This is a genomic window from Desulfurivibrio nitratireducens (assembly GCF_044068515.1).
GTDB lineage: Bacteria > Desulfobacterota > Desulfobulbia > Desulfobulbales > Desulfurivibrionaceae > Desulfurivibrio.
Genome location: NZ_JBIPKI010000001.1, coordinates 11947 through 28542 on the forward strand (window position 1 = coordinate 11947; position 16596 = coordinate 28542).

Sequence of the window (16596 nt, forward strand, 5' to 3'; positions counted from 1 at the left end):
GCTGCGCTCTGTCTCCCTTGCAGCTTGGCCCTGCCGCACCCTGAGCCTTGACCATAAAAAAGTTAACCTGATGAGCAACTTATGAAACCGGTCGATATTGCCGGGCGTTTTCAGATCGGACCGGGGCAGCCCCTTTGCCTGCTGGCCGGACCTTGCGTAATCGAGTCCGAGGCGGTGATGCGGGAGATCGCCGCCACCCTCAAGGAGGTCACCTCCCGGCTGGGGATTTCCCTGGTTTTCAAGGCCTCTTTCGACAAGGCCAATCGGACTTCGCTGGGATCCTACCGGGGACCGGGACCCGAGGAGGGCCTGGGCCTGCTGGCCGCCATCGGCCGGGAGTTCGAACTTCCCCTGGTTTCCGACGTGCATGAAAGCGGGCAAGTGGCGGCGGCGGCGGAAGTTCTGGATATTATCCAGATCCCCGCCTTTCTCTGCCGCCAGACTGATCTGTTGGTGGCCGCGGCCGGGACCGGCAAGCCGGTCAATTTGAAAAAGGGCCAGTTTGCCGCCCCTTGGGATATGGCCCATGCGGTGGCCAAGGTCCGGAGTGCCGGCACCGGCGGCCTGCTGCTTACCGAGCGGGGCAGCAGTTTCGGCTACAACAATCTGGTGGTGGACATGCGTTCTCTGCCGCTGTTGAGTGAACTGGGCTGCCCGGTGATTTTCGACGCCACCCACAGCGTTCAGTTGCCCGGCGGGGCGGGGAGCAGTTCCGGGGGCCAGCGCCGCTTTGTCCCGACCCTGGCCCGGGCGGCGGTGGCCGCCGGGGTTGACGGGCTCTTTATGGAAGTTCATCCCGATCCGGATCGGGCCTTGTGCGACGGCCCCAATTCCTGGCCCCTGGATCAGGTGGAGGTCTTGCTGCGGGATTTGCTGGCCATTCACCAACTGCCCAGAGCAATAACCTGAAAGCAGGGGCGGTTCTCCAGTCCTTTTGATAATAAAGGTTGATGATGACGGCTAATGGTGGCGGCAGCAAGGAAGGGTATCCTTCCGATTGTGAAATTACCCAGGGCTTGCGGCAAAGGGCTTTAGAACGCGCCGGGGCTGAGGGGCGGGGCTATGCCTGGAAGAACTGCCTGCCGCGGGCCGCCAAGGTGGAATTGCTGCTGCTGGATGTCGACGGAGTAATGACCGACTCCACCATCGTTTATGGACCCGAGGGTTACGAAATGAAAGCCTTTTCCACCCGCGACGGCCTCGGCATCCGTCTGTTGCGGGAAGCCGGGGTGGAAACCGGGCTGATCACCGCCCGCACCTCCGACGCGGTGCGGCGCCGGGCTGAAGATCTGGGGCTGCGTCATGTTTACCAGGGCCGGGGGAAAAAAATCGAGGCCTTCCAGCAAATTATCACCGCCCAGAACCTGCGGCCTGATCAGGTCGCCTACATGGGAGATGACTGGCTTGATCTGCCGGTCATGCTGCGGGTGGGACTGGCGGCGGCGGTGGCCGATGCGGTGGCGGAAGTCAGGGCCGCCGCGCATTATGTTGCCAGGAGTCCCGGCGGCCGGGGGGCGGTGCGGGAACTCTGCGAACTGATCATCGAGGCCAAGGGGATGCGGGAAAAACTGCTGGCCGAATATGCCCAATGATGCACGGTATCCGTAATCTGCTCTGGCTGCTGCCTTTGCTGCTGCTGCTGACCTGGCCCCTTTACGGCGGCCTGGTCCGCTCCTTTCTGGCCCCTCCGCAGATCCGGGAGAGCGCCATCGGCGAGCGGGAGGCGGCTCCGGAGCAGCTTTTTGCCCTGGAGGAGGTTCGTTTTTTTCAGGAAATTGCCGGGGTTCGACAGTGGCGGATCGACAGCGATCAAATGCGGACCGGGGAGAGCGAGGATGAGCTGCTGCTGGCCGGGGTTGAGGCGTTCTTTTTTCGCAACGGCCGGGAACAGATCCATATCGTCGCGGACCGGGGCCGTTATGACGCCGTCGGCGAGATCCTGGATCTGGAAGACAATGTCCGCCTGCTCGATCAAGCCGGCTTTTCCCTGGCTACGCCGGCGCTCAGTTACCATGAAAAAGAAGGGCGGGTGAGCAGCCGGGCCGGGGTTGAGATCCGCACCGATGATATTCGGGTCAGGGGTCAGAACCTTGATTATGACTTGGTTGCAGGCCGCTATATCCTGACGGGTAATGTCAATTTTGTCATGAATTGAAGCCCTGCCGTTTGTCCGGGCCTCCATCCTCCTCGGCCCGGCCCATCCCACCGTGTCTGCCAGGCCGCTGCCGGAGTTGGTCGCTGGCTGCCCCCAACCTCCTGCTCAGATCCCCTCCGGCGGGCCGGCAAAACCCCCTCAACCCTTACTGGTCCTCGGCGAAGCGGTAGCCCCGTCCCGGCACCGTGACGATATAGCGGGGCTTGGAGGGTTTTTTTTCGATTTTCTGGCGCAGATGCTGGATGTGAACATCGATTACCCGGCTCCAGGAGTAAATTTTGGAATCCCGCCAGAGGCTTTTGCGGATTTCATCCCGGGTCACCAGGTTGTTGCGGTTTTCCACCAGGCAGGTCAGGAGCTGAAACTCCTTGGCGGTGAGGTAAACCTCCTGGCCGTCAATGGTTACGGTCTGATTGCGGATATCGATTTCCAGGTTGCCGGCCCGAAGCACCGGGGGGACTTGGCTGGCTGAAGCCGCGCGGAGCCGCGCCTTGATCCGGGCCAGCAGTTCGCTGGTTTCGAAGGGCTTGACCATGTAGTCGTCGGCCCCCAGTTCCAGGCCCACCACCTTGTCGGCCACCTTGTCCCGGGCGGTGAGCATGATAACCGGCAATTGGGGGTGGATGGACTTCAGTGAACAGCAGAATTCCAGGCCGTCGCCGTCGGGCAGCATCAGGTCCAGAATAACCAGGTCCGGACGCATAGTTTCCAGCACCTTGCGGGCTTCGGCCAGGGAGGAGGCGGTCTCTGTTTTGAAGCCGTGCAACTCCAGGTTGGCCTTAAGTACCTTGAGAATATCCTGGTCATCGTCAATGGCCAGCAGGGTGGGCGGGCTTTGGCGGTCAGCCATGGTTCGGGTCTCGCTTGCAAAGTGCTGGCGTCCACGCTCCGGTATTCGGGGTGCGGGGCCTGGGGGCCGCTGGCTTCGGTCCTACCGTTCCGGCGGGACCCGGGCTGATAATCCGGGCCCCCCTTTTGCCGGCCTGCTGTTTTCTGGTCAGCGGGGCCAGAGTTCCGGAGCTTATCACAAAAGAGCGATATTAACGCTAAATTTGCATAAAGGCGTCCGTCTCGAAGGCGCGTATGCCAATCCAATTGGTCAATTATACATATATTTACGGAAAATGCTAAAATAATGTAAATGACCCGCTCGGCTCCCAAAGCTTAGCTGAGACGGCCCCCCATCGGCACCAGGTTGGCTGGGCTCGACCGGGGCCGGTTGGAAAGCGGCGTGGGTTGCCCTGGTTCCATTCCGGCCCGCTCATTGGTTGGGAAGGTGGAAGTAAAAACAGGCTCCCGGACCATCGGCGTTGTTCTTGACGTTAATCCTGCCGCCATGGGCTTCGATGATGCTCCGGCAGATGGCCAGGCCCAGGCCGCTGCCTTCCTTGTTACCCAGTTTGTAGAATTTTTCGAAGATTTTCTCCTCTTCGCCGGCGGCAATGCCGGGACCCCGGTCCTCCACCTCCACCATGGTCCGATCCGGTTGCTGAGCAAACCGTATTGTGATGGCGGAATCCGGCGGGGAGAATTTGATCGCGTTGGCCAGGAGGTTGGTCATGACCTGGCGAATACGGTCCTCGTCGGCCCGCACCATCAGGGCCGACGGTCCGGTGGTTCTGATCGCCACTTTTTTGGCCGCGGCGGTCAGGTTCATTTCCTGGCGACTGTCCTGGATGACCTGGGGCAGGTTGCAGTTGCGCCAATTAAGGGAGGAAACCGTGCCCATCTCGATTCTCTCGATATCCAGCATCGTATTGACCATCCGAATCAGCCGGTCGGTGTTTTTGCGGATCAAGCCGAGAAAATCCAGCAGTTCTTCCCGCTTGCAGTCGCTCTCAGGCCCGGGTTCTATGGCGCCCAGGCGGGCATTGAGATACTCCATCCCTCCCTTGATCGAGGTCAGCGGCGTCCGCAGTTCATGAGAGGCCCGGGCGATAAAGTCCGACTTGCGTTCGTTGGTGGCGGCCAGCAGGCGGTTGGCCTGCACCAGTTGCCGGTTGCTGCGCTCCAGATCCTTGGTGGCGGCCTGAATTTTTACCTCCAGGTCATAGTGATAATCGCTGAGTCGGGCGGCCATCCGGGCAAATGAACGGGATAGTTCCTCGAACTCGTCGCCGGTCTGCAGAATGACGGCATCTTCCCGTTGACCGCTGTTGGAAAAACGCTGCATGGAGTTGGCCAGGGTCTGCATCGGGGTCAGCACCAGAAACCGGATCATCAGCATCATGGCCCCGCTTAATACCAGGACCACCATGGTCATGGCGCCAAAAAGAATCCGCCGGTTCCAGGCGGCTTCGGCAAAGGTGGCGCTCATGGGCAGAGTGACGCTGATGGCTCCCCGGACCTGGTTTTCCTGGTAGTTCTGATGACAGGGGATGCAAACCGCTTCGGTATAAAGAGGTGATATATAGCGCATGTAGAGATCGCGATTGATCGTTTCCAGGCTGATCAGCTCGGTCAGCCCTTCCTCCTCAAAGGCCACCAGGGCCTGATATTCCATCTCGTCGGGCGAGTTGGCCGGGTTGACCGGGTTGAGGCTGGTGATATGGAACCAGTAGCTTTCCTCCTCCTTGGCGTAATCGGCCAGGGCCTTGGTCACCATGGCCGGAGTTTCCCGGGTAAAGCGCCGGCCCTGCTGATCGATGATCTCAGCATCGGGAATAAAGGGGGTTGGTTTGACCCAGGGCAGGGGCGTTCTTTCCACGAAAATGCCGCCATGGTCGGCCACCCATTTACGGGTGATGATGATCTGGCGGAAGATGGTCCGGGCCTCATTCTCCGCCTGGCGCAGGATAAGTTGCTCCTGGCGGAGATTGATGATGTAGAAAATGATACTCATCGTCGCCAGCAGGGTGAGGCTGCAACCCAGGATCAGTTTCCAGGTGAGGCTGAGTTTCATGGTTTTTCCTCAATCTTGGCGGCAGCGGAGACCAAGCCGCGTCGGCGGCGGGGCGCTCTTGCCGGACTGTTGGGGGCGTTATTCCGACCGGGATCGGCCACGGTTTATGGCCCGATCGGCAACATCAACTGAGCAGGGCCAGAAGTTCCTCTTTGCTCCGGGGCGGACCCTGCCGGTTGCCGTTGAGCAGGCTCTGGGCCAGCTTGCGCTTGCGCCGGTGCAGGGCCTGAATTTTTTCCTCTATGGTGCCCCGGGCGATCAGACGATAAATGGTAACCGGCTTTTGCTGGCCGATGCGATGGGCCCGGTCCGAGGCCTGTTCTTCCACGGCCGGGTTCCACCAGGGATCCAGATGAATCACGTAATCGGCGGCGGTGAGGTTGAGGCCCAGTCCGCCGGCCCGCAGGCTGATCAAAAAAAGGTCGCCCCGGCCCTGCTGGAAGGCCCTGACCCTTTGCTGCCGGGCTTTGGCGGGGGTGGTGCCGTCGAAATACTGGTAGCTGATGCCCTCCCGGTCGAGGTGCTCCCGAATGATCGCCAGATGGTCGACAAATTGGCTGAAGACCAGGATCCGGTGCCGGTTTTCCAGGAGTTCCGCCACCACCTTGGCAAAGAGGTCAAGCTTGGCGGAGGGCAACCCGCTTCCCGGCAGCACCAGCCGGGAATGGCAACAGGCCCGGCGCAGCTTCATGATCTCGGCCAGAATTTGCAGCGGGGCGCCGCCCGAGCCCGGCATGTTCTCCAGGTTGGCCTTGGCCCGGCGGCGCAAGGCCTCGTAAAGGGCGGCCTCTTCCCGGCCCATCTCCACCTGCAGGGTTACATCGGTCCGCGACGGCAATTCCCGCAAAACTTCACCCTTGAGACGGCGGAGAATAAAAGGGGTCAGCAGTTTTTTCAGCCGTTGCCGGGCCCGGATTTCGCCATGCTGCTCGATGGGGATAATGAAATTTTTGCTGAAATGCTCCAGCGAGCCCAGCAGGCCGGGGTTGATGAAGCGAAAAAGAGTCCACAGTTCGGCCAGGTGATTTTCCAGGGGGGTCCCGGTGGTGATCAGCTTGAAGTCGGCGTCCAGCTTCATCGCCGCCCGGGAGCGCTTGGCGAGGAAGTTCTTGATGGCCTGGGCCTCATCCAGCACGATGGTGCGCCAACGGTGGCCGGCGAGAATCTCGATATCGCGCTGGAGCATGCCGTAACTGCACACCACCAGGTCGAAAGGGCCGGGATCCCGGAGCAGTTGCCTCCGCCCTCGGCCGCTGTAGTTGATGATCCTGAGGTCGGGGGCAAAGCGGCTCGCCTCTTCCTGCCAGTTCAGGCACACCGAGGTGGGGGCCACCACCAGGGTCGGGCCCGCCGCGGCCCGGGCCAGGATCAGGGCCAGGGCCTGAATGGTTTTGCCCAACCCCATGTCGTCGGCCAGGCAGGCCCCCAGGCCCAGGTCGGCCATTTGTCGCAGCCAGCGATAGCCGACCAGTTGGTATTGCCGCAGGCTGGCCTGCAACCCGGCGGGCAGTTCAGCCGGCTGCTCTTCGATCTTGTTCAACCGGGCCTGGAATTCCTGCCAGGAATGGTCGGTTTCCAGCTGGTACCGTTCCCTGCTTGGGGTCTCGGGCTGGCTTTCGGTCAAGAGGCGGGCAGCCAGGGGATGAAGCCTGATTTCTCCCCGCCGGACTTCGGCGTAGGCTTCGATTTCATCGATTTTGCGGCGCAGCGAATTGCTCAAGGCTATAAAACGGCCATTACCCAAAGGGATAAAGCGGCCGCTGCTGCGACGGGTAGCGCGCAGCAAGGTCTCCAGTTCCATGACCAGGCCGTCGTCCAAACGGAGATTGCCAGTGAGACCGAACCAGTTGTTTTTTTTGCCGATCTTGAGATGGAGCTTGTGCAGCTCGGCCGTGGGGCTGATCGAAAGAGCCTCGCCTTCCGGCCATTCAAGGGGAACCGCGGGTGACTGCTCCTGCAGGCGGGTCAGGATCTCCAGGCAATCCTGCGGATCGGGGAGCAACCAGGAGTCGGCCGGAATATCGCCTTTTCCCTCTCGCCGGGCTAAGCCGCCGAGGGCCGCAAGTTCTTGGGCCCGACCCACTTCCGCCTGCAGATCCCGGTAAACCAGGCACCGGCGGCCGTTGATGGCATGCCAGAGAACGGCCGGACCCAGACCGGGAGAAAAATCGGGCCCGCTGTGACCAAGAGGGCGGACCCGCAGACGGAGCCGCAGACCTTGGGCAACGGGCAGAAACTGGACGACCACTTGGCTATCGGGGGTTGCCGAAGCCCCGTCTGCGGGGATAATCCCCGGGGGGGCAAAGACGAATAATTCCGGGGGCAGGTCGCCGAGAAAGTCAAGCAAACCGGTCTGGGCTCTGGCCGGCCATTGCAGGCCTTCAGGGCCCAGCCGAGCCGCCAGCCGGCGCAGTTCCGGACTGAAGGAGATAACCTGGAAAAATCCCTCCCCCTGGCGGACCAGTACCTGGCCGGAAACAGCGGGAAAAGGGGTCAGCCGGACCAGCAGTTGGCCGGGGGCGACCGGCTCGATGATCAGGGCGGGTCGGCCATATTCCAGTTGCATTCGTACCGTGGGGTCGGTGGCGCCAAAAAGGTAAGGGTGACCGACCAGGAGTGCAAGATCCAGGTCGGGGGGCAGGTAGAAATGTTCGTTGCCCCGGAGGCTGGAACGCCTTATTTGAGCGCAGATCAGCCGATCCCGCGGGCCCAGGAAGCTCAATTCCTCGGGAGTTGACCCTATTTGGCGGCGGCGGGGTTGAGAGGAGTTGCCGGCAGTGGGCGCGGAGGCCGGAAGCAGGCTGATTGTGCTGCGGGGCGCCGTTGCAGGGTCGGGTTTGTTCTGCTTCACGCCGCGGGCAAGCCGGCGCAGGGAAATGGGTCTTCCCTTGCTCCAGGCCCCGTTTTTACGGCGATGCTGGACCACGGGCCTGAAGTTCCAGCTGCCGTCGCGGTCATGATAAGTCAGCCGCCAGGCCAGGCGGCGGGCGGGAACGTCTTCCTCCTTTGGCGGCGCCATGCAGCTCTTGCCCATGGCCAGCAGGGCGTTTTGCCAGGGTTCACTGGCTCGAATGATGCCGGGGAGCTGCCCCTGGCCCGTCAGCAGACTGTCGTAGCCTTCCGCCAGCCAGACATAGGAGTTCCGGCGGGCCCGGCTGCCAAGTTCCTGCAATACCGGGAGCATGGTGACGGGAATTTTGCCGGTCAACCAGCGATGGGCCAGCCCGGCAAACAGGGTGGTCAGGGCGTCATCGGCCGGGGCGGGCGCGGAGAGCAGAGTTTGGCGGCAGGCAATGGGCCGGTTCTCCAGCATGGCGGTTATGGCGCTGAAAATCCGATAGGTCGGCAGTAAATTATTGTGGGGCTGGATCTTTTCCAGTTGATCGAGGATGGTTTTGAGCTGTTGCAGGTGGCGGTGGTTATCCTCGGCCAGCAGGGTCAGAAGAAAAATCAAGCCTTCATAGCCGGTGAAATAGGCGGCCGGATTTTCCTCTCGCTGGCGCAAGCGGGCCAGGTCGGCGGTGAAGGAGTCCGCCGCCGCGGCGTAGTTCCGGGCCAGAAAGAGCAACCAGCCCTCCAGGCCGCAAGCGGTCAGTTTCTGAGGATGCCTGGTATAAAGGGCCGCGGCCTGTTCCGTTTTGCCCTGAAGCAGCAGGGCCACGATCAGCAAGTAGAGAAAGGATTGGTCGATTTCCGGGCTGGAGCCGGTCGCGGCAGCTTCCCGGCTTAAAAAATCGACTTGTGGTTCCAGGCTGATCAGCCGGGGGATATTGGTCCGAAAAATCTCCTGCAGGGCATAAAGCCTGGCTTGGGGGGGCAAGCGGCCGAAATGTTCCGGCTCGAAAGGGTTGGCGCAGAGCTCGAGGAGCGGATCGGCAAAGCTGGCCCGTTGTGCGAACTGAAACCAGCCCAGCAAGGCTTGCTGAAAACAGTCCAGGTTCCCGGAAGTCAGCGCTTCTCTTAAAGCCTCGATAATACCTTGATATTCAGCAGTGGCCCGCGATTTTTCCGCCACTGTTACCTCCTGCTGGTCTTGCCCCAATAGCCGGCGAGCTTGATTCCGGCGGTTATGCTCGAGAGAACTGGCTATTATATTACAAATATCTTTACAGTACGATGATAAATTGTCTCCGTTTACGAATGGTTGTTCCTGTTCGGGCGCCCAAGCCGCTGGGCCGGGGACGGAAGATTAAACCGGATCCGGAAAAACCCTGCCATCACCATAGTGGATTGAGTCGGGCGGGACCGGGGCCGGGGCCGCCCGTTGTCGGGCTTGCAGAGTGCGAAACCTGGCAGGGTGGGGGTGATGAGATCGGCGGAGAAATCGCTAAAGGGGTCGAAGCGGCAGGATCGTTCCCCGGTGGAGCGCCATGATTCCACCGGCAATGTTTGCGGCAGGTCTGCCGGCCAGCGAGGATTGGGGATATCCGAGCCCGGCGGCCCGGCAACCAGCTTTCAAGCCGCCCAGGTTCGGTCTTTGCCTCAAGGAGCCGGGAGCGCGGTCCTAAGGCTCAGTTGCCGTACTCCCGCTGGTATCTGTCCTGGAGGACAAGGAGGGTGGCCAGGTATTCTTCCCGCCACTGCAACGATTCAACAGCCGGCATTTCGGCCAGCAGGCTGGCAATGGTGGGGCGGATGTCAAGACCGTGCCGGTTGAGCTGGGCGGCGTTGGCCCGGTCGAGTATCAGAACTGAGTAATACTGGGCCAGCAGCCGTACCCGGGCTTCGCGCCGGAATAGATAGGATCGGCCGCCCAAGGTGTTGAGGAAGAAGCCGGCATATTCGTAGAGCGCCGGCAACGGCAGGTTGATGGCGACGTCGCCGGCCGGACAGTCGGCTGAAATCAGAGACCAGCGGTAAAAAAGATCCAGGGTGACTTCCAGTTCTTCCCGCTCGTTGATCAGCACATCCTTAAGCAGCAAAAGGTCGTCCTTCTGCAAGACCCGATAAAAATGGGCGGTATTGTTGAGGATGGCGAAAAGGCTGTCGGTCTCTCCGCTCACCACCGGCGGATCGGCCAGGAGCCGGTCGCCCAGGGCGCCGAAATAAGCCTGGGCGGCGTCAATTTCCCTGGCGCGGATATAGTCCTGTTGCTCAAGGTGGGCGAAAAAATCGCCGATTTGCCCGCTGACCAGGGTGCATTGATCCTCCGGCTCCGGCTCCGGGCCGGCCGAGAGGGCGGGGTCCCCCGGCGGCAAAAAGGGCTCGGACGGCAGAGCGGGGTCGGGGGCAGCCGGGGGGGCGGGTTGGGTCAGCGGCGGGGGAGGGTAGGAGACCGCCGGTTCTTGTGGGGCCAGGGCGAGCTTCCAGATGGCAAAACCCAGTAGAACCGCCAGGATCAACATAATAAGCAAAACCGGCCGCAACGTCTTGCGCGGGGAAATGACTCTTTTGTCCTGGGCAGGCATGGAGGCGCGTCCTCTCTGGGCAAGGGGCTGATGGTAAATCAGTTACTGTAAAAGAGGATAGCCAAGAAATGTGTTATGGTCAATGGAAAATCCTTTTTTACCTTGTAATTACCGGTTATTAGCCGCTAAGGCGGGCAAAAAACCAGTTGTTAATCCCCGGAAAAAGGGTAAGGTTCAAGCTGGTCCAGAGGGCCGGCCGATGCGGCCCCGCCCGTTTATCAGCCCCAACAAATCCCGGCCCGGCGTGGCCGGAGCGGATGGTCAGGCAATGTCAGGAAAAGGCGGGAAAAAATGGCTGGAGCGCTACATGCCCTTTGTGGCCCGCAGCCCGGAAATGCAAGTGGAATGGCTAACCCAGGCCCTGCGCAAAGGGGTCTTGACCTCCGCTGAAATCACTCCCTATGTCCGCCTGCTACTGGAAAGCGAGGAGCCGGAGATCAAGAGCCGGGTCAGCGAAGCCTTGCGGGAGCTTACCCCGGCCATGATCGAGCAGTTACTGGAGGCGGCCGACATTTATGACACACCCAAGCTGCTGGCCCTGTTGCCCCAGTGCACGTTGGGGCAGCTGATGGCGGCGCTGCGCAAGGAGGCCCCCCCCTATGAACAGAAGCCCCGGTTGGTGCGGGACCGGCTCTTTTACGCCGTTTATTCCCGGGCCCCGGAGTTGTTTGCCCGGGCAGTGGCCGGTTTGCAGACCCAGGGTCTGGCCCCTCCCGGTTTTGCCGGGGCCCATGCCCGTTTCCTCGAACTGCTGGAAGATGAAAAACTGCTCAGCGCCCTTTATCCCAAGGCCAAGGCCAAGGATGAAATCGATCTCAAGGATCTCGAAGCGCTACGCTCTTTATTGTAAGGATAGGAAATGAGCTTAAACCAAGGAGATTTTGCCCGGCCGGCTGATCCCGTGACCGAGGAGGAGGCGGGCGGTTTTTTTTCTCACAAGCGGCACCGGGAAGTGCTGCAAAACTGCCTGGATGTCCCCGGCCAGTGCCCGGCCTTTCCCTTTCCCCTCGATGCCGTGGGGATCAGTGCCAAGACCGCTTGGGTCAGGTTGCCCCAGGGAAGGCTGCCCTTTGATTTGCGGCTGGAGGTTGAACTGGCCGCCGACCGGCGGGGCATTCATATGTCGCGTTTGGAAGAGGCGATCAGTGCCTTGGATGACCGGGATTTTATTGATTTGCGCAGTTACGCTCTGGCGTTGGCCCGGTTGGCGGTCCCGGGCCAGGAATCCCGGCGTGGCCGGATTGCCCTGGCCGGCCAGCTGCCCCGGCCGAGTCGCACCTTGATCAGCGGGCGTAATTCCCTTGATGCCCTTGATCTGCGGGTCGAAGTGGAGGCGGAAAACTCCGGCGCCGCCTGGCGCTGGCGGGTGGGCTTGGTGGTGGGAGTCCATCACATTACCGCCTGCCCCTGCACCCAGGCTTACAATCAACTGCTGCTGGCTCCCGCGGTGGCTGCCAGGCCGGAGGCCCAGCGGGAGGGACCCTGCTTTCCCTTGCCCACCCATTCCCAGCGCTCCCATACCACTCTGGGTATATTCGTCGAACACGACGACCCGGTCGGACCGGGGGAGCTTAACCAGGAAAACCTGCTGGCCTGTCTGGCCTCGGCTCTCCATCTAAGCCAGGACCTGCTCAAGCGGCCCGATGAAGCGGAATTGGTTTATGCCTCCCACGCCCATCCCCAGTTTGCCGAGGACTCGGTAAGGGAGACGGCCCGGGCGGCGGCGACCATTCTCGGTCCCCTGTTGCCGCCGGCCAGCCGGGTAGTGATCAACACCGTCGGTCTGGAAAGTATCCACCGTCATGATGTCCACTGCCGTCTGGAAACCACCCTGGCCGCCATCGCGGCAAGGTTGCCGGATGCTCCAGGAGAGTGATTGTTCCGCCCTGCTGGCTGCCTTGCAGAAGGTGCTGGCCGGGGCTGGCGACCCTCCTCTCTATCTTGCCGGCGGCGCCATCCGGGAATGGCTTGCCGCCGGCGGGAGTCGGCTGCCGGGAGCGTTGGCAGGAGGACCGGCCTTCTCCGCTCTGATTAAGGATCTCGACTTCACCCTGCCGGCCGGCGCCGTGGCTTTGGCTCGCAACCTGGCCCGGGAACTTGACGCAACTTTCGTACTGCTTGATCCCGAGCACGATGTCGCCCGGGTGGTCTGGCGGGGTTGGGATCTCGATTTCGCCGCTTTTCGCGAGCAGTCCGACACCATCGAGGAGGATCTGGGCCGGCGTGATTTTACGATCAACGCCATGGCTCTGCGGCTTAATCCGCCCGGGGCGGATCTTTGGCTGCCGACGGCGGGTCAGGAGCCGGGCCTGCCCCAGGGGCGCTTGCTTGACCCCTGGGGCGGCGGCAAAGACTTGCGGTCGGGACTTATCCGGGCCGTAAATCCCCGGGTTTTTATCGCCGACCCGCTGCGCCTCCTGCGGGCCTACCGCTTTCAGGCCGCTCTCGGCATGCGCCTGGAGTCGGCGACGGAAGCCCTGCTCCGGCAGGATCTGCCGGCAATTCGCAGGGTGGCGGCCGAACGGGTCCGCTATGAAATGGATGCGATTCTCGCGGCGCCAGGCGGAGCCGGGGCCGTGGCGGCCATGGCGGCCGCCGGCCTCTTGTACCAGGTTTTGCCCGAGATGGCCGCCGGGGCGGGCCTTGAACAGCCGAGCAGTCATCATCTCGATGTCAGCGGCCATGGGATTGAAGCCCTGGCTCAGCTCGCCGAAGTACTGGCCGCCCCGGCCCGCTTTTTCCCCCATTTTCACCGCGAGCTGTCCGCTTACCTCCATGATCCCGCTCATCCCGACCGGGGCCAGGCCCTCCGCTGGGCGGCCCTGCTCCACGATTTGGGCAAACCGGCCGTCCATCGGCGCCAGGAACAACGGATCACCTTTTACAACCATGACCGGATCGGGGCCGACCTGAGCCGGGGCATCGCCTGGCGTCTGCGTTTCAGCCGGGAACGGACGCGCCTGCTGCAGCTTCTGGTGGCCCACCACATGTGGCCCTTCCACCTGAGCAACTCCCGCCTGAAAACCGGCATCAGTCCCCGGGCCTGCCTGCGCCTGGTTCGAGCCGTGGGTGATGATTTGCCCGCTCTTTTTCTGCTGGCCATGGCCGACAGTCTGGCCGGCCGGGGTCCGGGCAAGCCTCCCGATATGGAACAGAACCTGGCGGATCTTTATGTCGAGATCATGACCGTGGCCCGGGAAAGGATCACCCCGGTACTCCAGCAGCCGCCATTGCTCAACGGGCATGATCTGCAAAAAAGCTGCGGCTTGACCCCCGGCCCGATCTTCAAGCGGATTCTTGCCGATTTGGAGCAGGCGCGGGTCGAAGGAATCGTGACCAACCGGGAGCAAGCCCTGGCCTGGGTGCGGCAATATCGGCCATAAATAAATTGACCCGGCTGTCCCGGGCACGTTACCTTGCAGGAGTACCTGGCTCAAGATCCGCCAAGGCGGCACTCCGCCCCTTGAGCCTTGCCCCTTGGACCTGCTCTTGGCATGAGGATAAAGATGTCTGACAAAGACCGCGAGACCTGCCCGCCGGCGGCCGCCGCTCCAGCCGGCCCCTACTGTACCCTGGAGGGGAAAATGAGGAGCGGGGAGGATCTGACCAACACCATTAATCATCACCTGCTGAGCTTCCTGGGGCGGGATCCCCTGCGGGCCGGCAACCGTGAGATCTACAAGGCCCTGGCCTACACGGTGCGGGATTTCCTGATCGAGCGCTGGATCAAGACCCAGAAGGAATTTTACGACAAACATCGCAAGCGGGTCTATTATCTGTCCCTGGAATTTCTGATCGGCCGCTCCCTGGGCAACAGCCTGATCAACCTGGGTTTTTACGACGAGGTGACCGAAGCGCTCAAGGAAATGGGTTATGACCTGGAGGAAATCCGCGAGGAGGAAGAAGACGCCGCCCTGGGCAACGGCGGCTTGGGCCGCTTGGCCGCCTGTTTCCTTGATTCCATGGCGACTCTGGGTATTCCCGGCTACGGATACGGCATTCGCTACGAATATGGCCTTTTTTACCAGCGCCTGCTCGATGGCTTTCAGGTGGAACATCCCGACAACTGGCTGCGCTACGGCACGCCGTGGGAATTTGACCGTCCCTGGAACCTGTACTCGGTGAGGTTCCACGGCCGGGTTTACCGTTACCATGACAAGCAGGGACGGCTCCGCCACGAGTGGGTGGACACCGACGAAGTAATGGCCATGGCCAATGATATCCTGGTGCCGGGCTTTCACAACGATTCGGCCATCAACATGCGGCTCTGGAGCGCCAAGGCCTCCCGCGACCTGGACCTGGCCTCCTTCCACCGCGGCGATTATATCCAGGCAGTCCAGGGCGTGGTGGAATCGGAAACCATCTCCAAGGTTCTATATCCTTCCGACGATATCCGCGAGGGCCAGGAGTTGCGCTTCAAGCAGCAGTATTTCTTCGTCGCCGCCACATTTCAGGACATTTTCCGCCGCTACAAAAAAAAGCACAAGGATTTCAGCGATTTTACCGCTGAAGTCGCCGTCCAGCTAAACGACACCCATCCCGCCATAGCCATCCCCGAAATGATGCGGCTCTTGCTGGACGAAGAGGGACTGGGCTGGGAAGAAGCCTGGCAAATTTGCGTCCAGACCTTTGGCTACACCAATCACACCTTGATGCCCGAGGCCCTGGAAACGTGGTCGGTCGAGCTTTTTCACCGGGTATTACCCCGCCACCTGGAAATCGTTTATGAAATCAACCGCCGTTTCCTGGCCGAGTTGGAGCAGCGCTATCCCGGGGACATGGAGCGCCTGCGCCGGATGTCGTTGATCGAAGAGGGGTCGGTCAAAAAAGTCCGGATGGCCTATCTGGCCATTGTCGGCAGTCACTCGATCAACGGGGTGGCCGAACTGCATACCCATCTGCAAAAAACCCGGATCTTCAAGGATTTTTACGATATTTACCCTGAACGCTTCAACAACAAGACCAACGGCATCACCCAGCGTCGTTGGCTGCTTAAGAGCAATCCCGGTTTGGCCTCTTTGATCAGTGAAAATATCGGGGTTGACTGGCATACCGACCTTTATGCCCTGCGCGGGCTGGAGCCCCTGGCCGAGCAGCGCTCCTTTCAGCGGCGCTGGCTGGCCTGCAAGAAGAACAATAAAAAGCGCCTGGCCGCCCTGATTCGGACCGAATGCGGCATCAAGGTGGACCCGGATTCACTTTTTGATGTCCAGATCAAGAGGATTCATGAATACAAGCGCCAGTTGCTCAACCTGCTCCATGTCATCGTGCTGTATCATCGGCTCATCAGCGATGGGGCCGGCAAGGCCCCGGCCCGCACGGTAATCTTTGCCGGCAAGGCAGCCCCATCATATGCCCAGGCCAAGTTGATCATCAAGCTGATCAACTCGGTGGCTGATACCATCAACCGCGATCCTCGCATCGGGGAGCGCCTCAAGGTGGTTTTCATCCCCAACTACGGGGTTTCCCTGGCCGAAAAAATTATTCCCGCCGCCGATCTTTCCGAGCAGATTTCCACCGCCGGCACTGAAGCTTCGGGGACCGGCAACATGAAACTGGCTTTGAACGGGGCTTTGACCATTGGTACCATGGATGGAGCCAATATAGAAATTTGCGAGGAGGTCGGCCGGGAAAACATGTTCATCTTCGGCCTTACCGCCGAGGAGGTCGAGGAGATCCGCCGCGACCCGCGGCGGACGCCGGAGGCGGTCTATCGGCAGAATCCTGAGGTTCGGCAGGCGGTGGACGCCATTGCCGCCGGTGATTTCAGCCGCGGGGATACCGCTATTTTCCAGCCCGTGGTCCAGGCGCTGCTAGACCCCGACGACCCTTATCTCTACCTGCAGGACCTGGAGGATTATGTCCGCTGCCAGGATGAGGTGGGCCGGGCGTTTCGCAACAAGGAGCTTTGGGCCCGCAAGTCGATTCTCAACGTGGCCCGGATGGGCAAATTTTCCACCGACCGAACCATCCGGGAGTATGCAGAGGAGATCTGGGGGGTAAAAGTATAGCCCTCTCCGACCGGCCCGGGCAGCAGGCTGGCCGGAGAAATTTTTTTATCGGGCCGGCGGCTCCCCGCCCCAGCGAAGACCCGGCCCTGATTCGCTCCTGACCAGCAGAGCAAATAACCA

At 61.3% G+C, this 16596-nt stretch carries 11 protein-coding genes; 7 read left to right on the forward strand and 4 right to left on the reverse strand.

Annotated elements, in window-relative coordinates:
* Positions 1–81: 81 nt before the first annotated feature.
* From kdsA to lptC, 3 genes are read left to right on the forward strand one after another with little or no spacing between them, the layout of a single operon-like run.
* Complete coding sequence (gene kdsA / locus ACHHTY_RS00045; protein ID WP_395491991.1) at positions 82–909, forward strand: 3-deoxy-8-phosphooctulonate synthase; 828 nt, start codon at positions 82–84, stop codon at positions 907–909.
* Between the two features lie 41 nt (positions 910–950).
* The gene (locus ACHHTY_RS00050; RefSeq protein WP_395491992.1) at positions 951–1592 is read left to right on the forward strand and encodes a KdsC family phosphatase; all 642 of its coding nucleotides are present in this window, start codon (positions 951–953) and stop codon (positions 1590–1592) included.
* Entirely contained in the window at positions 1589–2155 is a 567-nt protein-coding gene (gene lptC, locus ACHHTY_RS00055) for an LPS export ABC transporter periplasmic protein LptC (protein ID WP_395491993.1), read from the forward strand. Before ACHHTY_RS00050 ends, lptC begins: the two co-directional genes overlap by 4 nt.
* Positions 2156–2300: 145 nt before the next feature.
* On the opposite strand, the gene ACHHTY_RS00060 is transcribed toward lptC, so the two are convergent.
* From ACHHTY_RS00060 to ACHHTY_RS00075, 4 genes are all read right to left on the reverse strand, one after another.
* Positions 2301–3005, reverse strand: a complete 705-nt coding sequence (locus ACHHTY_RS00060; RefSeq protein ID WP_395491994.1) for a response regulator transcription factor — start codon at positions 3003–3005, stop codon at positions 2301–2303.
* Between the two features lie 411 nt (positions 3006–3416).
* Positions 3417–5057 (reverse strand): sensor histidine kinase, encoded by a 1641-nt coding sequence (locus tag ACHHTY_RS00065; RefSeq protein ID WP_395491995.1) that lies wholly within the window; start codon positions 5055–5057, stop codon positions 3417–3419.
* 124 nt (positions 5058–5181) lie between these two features.
* A complete protein-coding gene (locus ACHHTY_RS00070; RefSeq protein ID WP_395491996.1) occupies positions 5182–9072 on the reverse strand; it encodes a DEAD/DEAH box helicase in 3891 nt (1296 codons plus the stop codon).
* 496 nt (positions 9073–9568) lie between these two features.
* Positions 9569–10402, reverse strand: coding sequence for a hypothetical protein (locus ACHHTY_RS00075; RefSeq protein ID WP_395491997.1), 834 nt, complete (start codon positions 10400–10402; stop codon positions 9569–9571).
* 331 nt (positions 10403–10733) lie between these two features.
* Between ACHHTY_RS00075 and ACHHTY_RS00080 the strand changes: the two genes are divergently transcribed.
* The 4 genes from ACHHTY_RS00080 to ACHHTY_RS00095 all read left to right on the forward strand — a co-directional run bounded on the left by ACHHTY_RS00080 (position 10734) and on the right by ACHHTY_RS00095 (position 16476).
* The gene (locus ACHHTY_RS00080) at positions 10734–11315 is read left to right on the forward strand and encodes a hypothetical protein (protein ID WP_395491998.1); all 582 of its coding nucleotides are present in this window, start codon (positions 10734–10736) and stop codon (positions 11313–11315) included.
* Between the two features lie 9 nt (positions 11316–11324).
* The gene (locus ACHHTY_RS00085; protein ID WP_395491999.1) at positions 11325–12341 is read left to right on the forward strand and encodes a GTP cyclohydrolase, FolE2/MptA family; all 1017 of its coding nucleotides are present in this window, start codon (positions 11325–11327) and stop codon (positions 12339–12341) included.
* On the forward strand, positions 12325–13848 hold the full coding sequence (locus ACHHTY_RS00090; RefSeq protein WP_395492000.1) for an HDIG domain-containing metalloprotein: 1524 nt from the start codon (positions 12325–12327) through the stop codon (positions 13846–13848). Before ACHHTY_RS00085 ends, ACHHTY_RS00090 begins: the two co-directional genes overlap by 17 nt.
* 123 nt (positions 13849–13971) lie before the next feature.
* Positions 13972–16476, forward strand: a complete 2505-nt coding sequence (locus tag ACHHTY_RS00095) for a glycogen/starch/alpha-glucan phosphorylase (RefSeq protein WP_395492001.1) — start codon at positions 13972–13974, stop codon at positions 16474–16476.
* The last annotated feature ends 120 nt before the right edge of the window (positions 16477–16596 follow it).